Consider the following 1,552-nt stretch of genomic DNA (forward strand, 5'->3'; position numbering starts at 1 on the left):
GTTCTCGGCTTCGCGGCGGCGGGCGGCTTCGCGGCGCTGCTTGGGGCTGGTGCCGCAGCCTCGGCAGTTGGGGTGGCCGTTGGGGTGCACGGGGCAGCGGACGGCGTCGACGGAGGTGAGGGGGCCGCTGGTCGCAGCAGCCGCGTCGACCTGGTCGGCCTGGTCACTGGCCTGGTCGGTGGGCTGGTCGTCGGCCTGGGGGGTATGGGGGGAAGTACTTGAAGAAGTGAAGGGGTCCGACGCGTCGGACCCAGTCTGGACCCGATCGATCGATCGGGTCCGACGCCCCGGACCCATTTCGGGGTCCCTGTGGATAACCGGGTCGTTAGGGTCCGACGCGTCGGACCCAGTGAGCGGGGACGTGTCCGACGCGTCGGACCCATTCCCGGTGTCCTCGGGGTCGGTGGCCGGGAGGCCGGGCGTCAGCGCGGCGAGCAGTGCCCGGACCTGGTCGGCGCCGATCCCTGCGGCGGTCGCGAGCTCGTCGACGTCGAGGACCGGCGCGCTGGTGTCCTCCTCGGCGGGCACCCGGTGGAGCTCGCAGCACCCCTCGGGGAACACGATGTACTCGGCGCGCTGGCCGCGCCTGGCGGCCTTGTAGAGGGTCAGGTAGCCCTGCTCGACGAGGTCCTTGATCAGCTCGGCGGCCCGCGATCTCGAGCACGACGCCCACGCCATGACTCCCTCGTAGCCGGGGAAGCTGATGTGGGTGCGGTCGTCGGCGGAGTCGGCGAACGCGATGAGCGCGAGCTTGTGGCTGCGCCCGAGGGTCTGGATCGGCTTCACGCAGCCGATCAGGTGCCCGCTCATCGAGGGTGCTCCTTTGTGGGTCGTGCCGCCCTGCTGCTGGTGTGGGTGGTGGCCTGGGCGGTGGCGGTGTTGCTGATGCGGTCGATCTCGGCGAGGAGTCGATGGAGACCGGCCGTCGCCGTCGCGGTCTGGTCGGGCGCGACGGGCCACAGCAGCTCGGGGCGTGCGGGCCCGCGGCCACCGAGGACCAGGCGGCCGAGCTCACGGGTGATGGCCGCGGCGTGCGCGTCCGAGCAGCGCGGTGGTGGTGCGGCTCGTGGCCGCCGGCGGGTCATCGCTGGCTCCTGGGTGCGGCGGCCCGGCCGATGTCCCGGATCCGCCAGTTCGCGTGGTTCGCTGCGTCGTGCAGCTGCGCGGCCAGGACGTCGGCCTCGGCCGCGGTGAGGAGGACGACGTCGTCGTGGTCCTCCATCTCCAGGACGACGACCGGCCTCGTGGCGTGCAGCATCGCGCGGACCCCGCTCACCGGCGTCCCTCCTCGCTGGTCGGTGGCCTGTGGCTGATCAGGAACTCCTCGACCGCGAGGTCGGGACGGCAGGACGGTGACCGGTGCAGGACGACGGCCGCGGCCGAGTCCGGGTGGAACGGTCCGAGGTCGTGGCGTTCGACGAGGTCGCCGAGCGCGGCGGCGGTGCGGGCCGGCTCGTGCAGGGCGTTCTCGAAGGACAGCTCGAGGACCTCGGCGCCGGTGGCGCGGAGCCGTGCGATGTCGCGGTCGGTGGTCTCCCGAGTGTCGCGGGCG

The 1,552-nt window shown here is 73.0% G+C and carries 4 protein-coding genes; all 4 read right to left on the reverse strand.

Annotated features, from left to right (window positions below):
• On the reverse strand, positions 1-810 hold an 810-nt coding region (locus tag ABD671_RS13430; protein ID WP_344733911.1), incomplete at its 3' end, for a helix-turn-helix domain-containing protein.
• Positions 807-1,085, reverse strand: coding sequence for a hypothetical protein (locus ABD671_RS13435; protein ID WP_344733912.1), 279 nt, complete (start codon positions 1,083-1,085; stop codon positions 807-809). The genes ABD671_RS13430 and ABD671_RS13435, both read right to left, overlap by 4 nt.
• On the reverse strand, positions 1,082-1,276 hold the full coding sequence (locus ABD671_RS13440; RefSeq protein ID WP_344733913.1) for a hypothetical protein: 195 nt from the start codon (positions 1,274-1,276) through the stop codon (positions 1,082-1,084). The genes ABD671_RS13435 and ABD671_RS13440 overlap by 4 nt, the downstream gene beginning before the upstream one ends.
• On the reverse strand, positions 1,273-1,552 hold a 280-nt coding region (locus ABD671_RS13445), incomplete at its 5' end, for a hypothetical protein (protein WP_344733914.1). The genes ABD671_RS13445 and ABD671_RS13440, both read right to left, overlap by 4 nt.

Source organism: Nocardioides fonticola (assembly GCF_039536805.1).
GTDB lineage: Bacteria > Actinomycetota > Actinomycetes > Propionibacteriales > Nocardioidaceae > Nocardioides > Nocardioides fonticola.

Coding starts and splice junctions, on each gene's coding strand:
- ABD671_RS13435 (WP_344733912.1), bottom strand. CDS start 1,085: ATGACCCGCCGGCGGCCACGAGCCGCACCACCACCGCGCTGCTCGGAC.